General features: G+C 68.3%; 5 protein-coding genes. 2 read left to right on the forward strand and 3 right to left on the reverse strand.

The features are described from left to right. Nucleotides 1-136: 136 nt before the first annotated feature. Together Q1K70_RS10890 and Q1K70_RS10895 are read right to left on the reverse strand one after the other, a co-directional pair. A complete protein-coding gene (locus Q1K70_RS10890) occupies nt 137-2,218 on the reverse strand; it encodes a methyl-accepting chemotaxis protein (protein ID WP_300159080.1) in 2,082 nt (693 codons plus the stop codon). Nucleotides 2,219-2,323: 105 nt separating this feature from the next. After that, the gene (locus Q1K70_RS10895; protein ID WP_300159083.1) at nt 2,324-2,869 is read right to left on the reverse strand and encodes a chemotaxis protein CheW; all 546 of its coding nucleotides are present in this window, start codon (nt 2,867-2,869) and stop codon (nt 2,324-2,326) included. Between the two features lie 441 nt (nt 2,870-3,310). Between Q1K70_RS10895 and Q1K70_RS10900 the strand changes: the two genes are divergently transcribed. Next, nucleotides 3,311-4,297, forward strand: coding sequence for a hypothetical protein (locus tag Q1K70_RS10900; RefSeq protein ID WP_300159086.1), 987 nt, complete (start codon nt 3,311-3,313; stop codon nt 4,295-4,297). Here Q1K70_RS10900 and Q1K70_RS10905 read toward each other — a convergent pair. After that, nucleotides 4,251-4,613 carry a DUF2917 domain-containing protein gene (locus tag Q1K70_RS10905; protein ID WP_300159089.1) on the reverse strand — a complete coding sequence of 121 codons (363 nt, stop codon included), beginning with the start codon at nt 4,611-4,613 and terminating at the stop codon, nt 4,251-4,253. The two genes, Q1K70_RS10900 and Q1K70_RS10905, sit on opposite strands and share 47 nt — an antisense overlap. A gap of 127 nt (nt 4,614-4,740) precedes the next feature. Between Q1K70_RS10905 and Q1K70_RS10910 the strand changes: the two genes are divergently transcribed. Next, a partial coding sequence (locus Q1K70_RS10910) for a PLP-dependent aminotransferase family protein (RefSeq protein ID WP_300159092.1) occupies nt 4,741-5,943 on the forward strand: 1,203 nt, incomplete at its 3' end.

The raw sequence follows: 5,943 nt of genomic DNA on the forward strand, positions 1-5,943 counted from the left end.
TGTTCGGTCTTGCCGGACCCAGCCCGCATCCGCAGCGTTGCCGCCTGCTCCTCCGTCAACTCAACCTTTACCCGAGCGCCCATCCTGACCTCCTAAACTGGAGGCCAGTATATAGATTTATTTCAAGGACGCAACACTAGAACGGTTCGAACTGCCGGTCCTGGGGCTCGGCGGGCTCCGTGCCCAGATACACCTTGGCGCCGTGGGGCCGGGGCTTGGGCAGCGCCTTGGCCCGGCCCTGGGTCCGGGAAGCCGGGACCGCCTTGGGAGCCTGGCGCACGACGCCGCCGGCATGGAAAAAGCCGATGGAGGCGCGCAGATGCTCGGCCTGGGCCGAAAGCTCCTCGGCCGTGGAAGCGAGTTCCTCCGAGGCGCTGGCGTTTTGCTGGATGACCTGGTCGAGCTGCTGCAGGGCGGTGTTGACCTGGCCGGCCCCGGCGCTCTGCTCCTTGGACGCGGCGGCGATCTCCTGGACCAGGTCGGACGTGCGCAGGATGTCCGGCACCAGCTGGGACAACAGCCCGCCGGCCTCCTCGGCCACGCCCAGGGAGTCGGCGGACAGGGTGTTGATCTCCGCGGCCGCGCTCTGGCTGCGCTCGGCCAGCTTGCGCACCTCGGCAGCCACCACGGCGAAGCCCCGGCCGTGCTCCCCGGCCCGGGCCGCCTCCACGGCGGCGTTTAAAGCCAGCAGGTCGGTCTGGCGGGCGATCTCCTCGATGATGCCGATCTTGCCGGCGATGTCGCGCATGGCGGCCACGGTCTGGTCCACGGCCGCGCCGGACTCCCGGGCGTCGGCCGCGGCCTTGACCGCGATGGCCTCGGTCTGGCGGGCGTTGTCCGCGTTCTGGTTGATGCTGCCCACCATCTGCTCCATGGCCGAAGAGGACTCCTCCACGGCCGAGGCCTGGGCCGAGGCCCCCTGGGACAGGGATTCCGACGAGGCGCTCATCTCCTCGCTGCCCGAGGCCACGTTCTCGGCTCCGGCCTGGACCTCGCCCACCACCTCGCGCAGCCGCTCCACCATGGCGGTCATGGCGAGCAGGAGCGCGTCCTTGTCCGAGCGCGGGACGACGGAAACGGTCAGGTCGCCCTGGGCCAGCCGCGCGGCGGCGTCCGCGGCCAGGCGCTCGGCCTTGATCATCCGGTCCATGGCGGCCAGGAGCTTGCCGATCTCGTCGGTCCGGTCCACGGACACGTCGCTGGCCACGTCGCCGGCGGCCACGGCCTCGGCCACGGCGATGGCCCGGGCCACGCCGCCGCGTATGCCCCGGGTGATGCCCACGGCGCACAAGAGCCCCACGAGAAGGGCCGCCGCCGACACGCCGAGGGAAAGCAGGTTCACAAACCGGGCCTCGGCCTCCCGGGTGGCGGTCTGGGCGGCGATGAACTCGTCGGTCAGCGCGTTGACGCGCTCGCCGGCTTCGCCCAGGGCCTTGGTGGCCGCGGCCAGGGTCTCGACGTCGCGCACGAAGCCGTCCACGGTCTGGCGGTATTCGCCGACCCTGGCCGCGACCTCGTCGAGAAGGGCCTTGTTCTCCTGCCGGGTCAGGGTCTCGCGCAGGGCGGCCTGGCGGGTCTGGACGGCCTCGAGCCCGACCAGGGCCTTCTCCAGCATCTCCCGTTGGCCGTTCCAGGCATACATGGTCATCTGCTGGCGCACGGCCAGGAAGGCCTGGACGAGCCCGCCGGCGGCGAAGCCGCTTTTGGCCGTGCGGGCCAGGAAGGCCGCGTCGTTGGCGCGGGCGGCGTCGTCCAGGGCCGCCTCGGTGCTGGCCCGCAGCCGTTCGAGCCGCTCGAGCACCGTCGCCCCGCTCTCGGCGAAGACCTTGACCGCGTTTTGCCGGGCCGCGGCCGCCTGGCTGAATTCCTCGACGCTTTTTTCATAGTCCCCGAGCGAGGCCAGGATCTTCTCCAGAAGCGCCCGCTCGGCGGGATCGCGCAGCAGTTCCCGAAACACCTTGCCTTTCCCGGCGACGTCCTTGAGCCGGGCGCGCACGCCCTCCAGGTCCTTCTGGGCGAAATTCTGGGCGTAGCGGCTCATGAGCAGTCTGGCCACGCCCAGGCCGTCGGCCAGGTCCTGGGCCTTGTCCTCGATCTTGGTGCGATCCATGATGTTGCCAAGCCCTGTCCAGTAGACGCCGGACACGATCAGGGTGAACAGGATGCACAGCCCGAATCCCGCGCCGAGTTTGAAAGCGATGCCTCGATTGCCGAACATGTCGCACTCCCTTTGCTCGTATCCTTAAAAGGGCCTGTATCCACCGCAGAACGACAACACGCTTGAGAAATTTCTTATCTTCAAAAAAAATACCGACGCAGTTCTTCAGGATGCTGCGCCGATCGGCGGAAAGCCGTCCGCGTCGTCGGCCGCTCCCGTCTTCCCGGCTTCACGGGCCTCCCCGGCCGCGCCGGCCGGCACGCAGAACGCCTCACCGGACAGGAGCTTGTCCATGTCGAGCAGCAGGAGGAAGCGGGCGCCGTCGCGCGCGATGCCGCGCAGCTGGCCGGCGCAGGCCCGGGGAGGCGTCTGCACGGCCGCATCGTCGATCTGGTGGACCTCCCGCACGGCGTCGGCCAGCAGGCCGGCCAGGACGCGGCGGCCGCCACGCCAAAGCTCCACGATGACGACGCGCGTGTCCCGCGTGTGCGCCACGGGACCGAGCCCGAGGGCGTAGCCCAGGTCGAAGACCGCCACGGCGTTTCCCCGGACGTCGACGATTCCCGGCATGCCGGCCGTGGTGTCGGGCAGCGCCGTTATGGCCAGGTCGTCCAGGACTTCCCGGATGCAATGGATGGAAAGAGCGAAATCGACGTTGGCGATGGAAAGGGTGAGGTAACGGTCCCTGGCGACGGAGAAGGCTTTTTCCACAGCGCACCTCGTGGAGCCGAAACGTCGTGGGTCTCGATGCGAAGCCGGTCGTGCGGGCGTCGTGAATGCGGCGATGCAAAAACAGAGCGTGGCAAGTCTGAATAACTATACTAACGAATTATATATATCGACATTTTCCAAAAGCATCACTCCGACGACATGACGACCATGCATCTGCAAAGAAGATATCAAAATATCGATATGTGAATATGCCGCAGACTACATTACAAGAGACCCCGGAAAACAATATTGAATTTTTCATCGAATCATGCCATGCCGTCGACGAATTATCAGAGCAACATCGTCATCTTCGGCACTGTGCACACAATAGTTAACATATGGCCTGGCCAGCCCGGTATCAACGCAATAACCTGGTCTTTTTTCTTCCCAAAAAAACACCGGATAATCGCGCGGCAGCCCGCGTGGCAAAGGATTCCCGGAGTGACCCCCGGAAGGCCCAAAAAAACGAGAATCGCCGGCTCGGGCGACAAGCTCAGGCGCGGCCTGGAACTGTTGGGAAGGACGTGGGGCAAGACCACTCAGGCGGAAAGCCATGTCTTTCAGGACGGCAGGTGGGCGCGGTGCGGACTGCCCAAAAGCGTCAACACCGTGGCGGAGGACATGCGTTGCGGCATCCCCAGCGACCGGCTGGCCGGCTATGCCGCCTATCTCGGCATCCCCATCGAGCTGCTCGCCGACGAGGCCTTGGGAAGCAACGACGAAACCCTGGTCGCCGCCCTCTTCGCGGCCCGGGAGGAGCTCGACGCCCCGCAGCACCCGATCTGGACCATGTTCGGCGCCGCCTTCCACAGGCAGTATTTCGCCGACAACACCGAGGTCTACCTCGCTTCACTGTTCCGGGTGTTGGCGGGCGTCTACAGCCTGTCCTGCGTGTTCCTGCCGAACGAGGAGGCCCACTGCGGCTGCTGTCTGGTTTCCGGCATCGAAGGGCACGCCCTCGCCGCCAAGGGGGTGCTCTTTCACGGGAACGAGGAACTGCCGTTCGTCGCGGGCATCTTCCGCTGGGGCAGCAACCTGCATGTGGCTTATCATTTCCGCGACGCCCGCATGCTCGGCCGGATGATGGCCGAGGACCCGCTGCGCCACTTCGCCCTGGCCCACCGCAAGCCCTTTCGCCTGGACTGCATGGGCGTGGGCGACGCCCTGGCCGCTCCGGAGACCTGCGCCTTCGTCCGATGCCGGGCCGAGCGCCTGGAACCGGCGAAGCCGGGCGATCCCGAGGGGCAATTCCGGCAGGCCTGCCTGACCTTGCGTCAGCGCGCCGGCGGCGGGCGCAAGAAGCGGACGCCGCCAAGGCGCGAGGCCGGACGCGACCACGCCCCCGAACAGGCCGCGTGCCCGCCGGACGTGCGCCGCGACGCTAGTCCCAACGCACGTCAGCCTCGGACGACTCGCCCCGGCCCGTGATGACCACCTTGCCCCCGCGCGCGAAGGTCACGCGATCACCCGGCGTCAGCACCCGGTCCCGGCCGTCGCCCGTGGCCGTCACCCACACCGCCCCGCGCCGGCATTCCACCCGGCAGTAGCGCGTGCCGGAAAGGCTCAGGTACTTGCCCTGGCCCAGGCGCACGGACAGGCTCTTGCCAGGGCTCAGGAGCCTCTGCCCGGCCTCGGCCACGATGCGCACCGCCCGGCTGTCCCGCCAGCCGGCCAGCCAGGCGTCCAGCAACCCGGCCCGGGCCTTCGCCAACACCCTGTCTTCCTTCAAGCGATCCGTGAACATGGCCCCTCCTCGGGTTCACGCCGCGGGAGCATCCCGGGCGCGCTTCCCTTGAAGCAGATTCCCTGTTACCATGACAGTCACAGTTGAAAAGAAAAACGAGCATAACAGTTTCTCCGGAGGCCCGGCCATGACCCTGCCCGAAACCGACCAGGGCGTCTTCCGCTACGTGAGCGTCGAGAAGCACATCCTGGCCATGATCGAGTCCGGCGGTCTGCGGCCGGGCGAGCGCATCCCGTCCCTGCGGGCCCTTGGCGCGCGCCTGGGCGTCAGCGTCTCCACGGTCAATCAGGCCTACCTGGCCCTGGAGCGGCGCGGCGTGGTGGAGGCTCGGCCCAAGTCCGGCTTTTTCGTGCGCGAGGCGGCGGGGCCGCGCACGCCCGCGCCAAGGCCGTCGGTCCAGCCGGCCAAGCCGCCCACGGCCGTCAACCGGGGGGCGCTGATCCGCGAGGTCCTCGACGGCATGGGCCGGCGCGACATCGTACCGCTCGGCGTGGCCCACACCGACGAATCCTTCCTGCCGACCAAGCAGCTTTCCCGGCTCCTGGCCAAAGCCGCCGCCGGGCCTTCGAGCGTGGTCACCTACGAGGGCGTCAGCGGCAATCCGGCCCTGCGCCGCCAGATCGCCTGGCGGCTGGCCGAGGCCGGCATCGACGTCCGGCCCGAGGACGTGATGGTCACGGCCGGAGCCATGGAGGCGCTCTACATCGCGCTGCGCACCGTGACCCGGCCCGGGGACAACGTGGCCATCGCCGCGCCGACCTACTACTGCTTCCTGCAACTGCTCGAAAACTTCGGCCTGCGGGCCGTGGAGCTGCCCTCCCATCCCGAGGGCGGCGTAAGCCCGGCCGACCTGGCCGCGGCGCTCGACCGCTTCAGCATCGCCGCGGTCATCCTCACGCCCAACTTCAACAATCCCGACGGCGCGCGCATCCCGGACGCGGCCAAGGCCGAGATGGCCGCCCTGCTCGCCGCGCGGGGCGTGCCGGTCATCGAGGACGACGTCTACGGCGACATCTATTTCGACGGCGGCCGGCCCCGTTGCCTCGCCTCCTACGACGCCGGCGGCTACGTGCTGCACTGCTCCTCGTTTTCCAAGACCCTGGCCCCGGGCTTTCGCGTGGGCTACCTGCTGCCCGGCCGGTACGCGGCCACGGCCTTCGAGATCAAGGCCCCCACCAACGTCTGCTGCGCCACGCCGACGCAGCTGGCCGTGGCCGAGTACCTGGCCCAGGGCAGCTGCGAGCGCCACAGGCGCACGACCCGGGCCGGCAGCCAGCGGCAAAGCCGCAAGAGGGAGCAGCGCATCCTGGAGCCCGTCCCCGAGTGTCCC

Origin of the sequence: Solidesulfovibrio sp. (assembly GCF_029978005.1) — a bacterium.
Lineage (GTDB): Bacteria > Desulfobacterota > Desulfovibrionia > Desulfovibrionales > Desulfovibrionaceae > Solidesulfovibrio.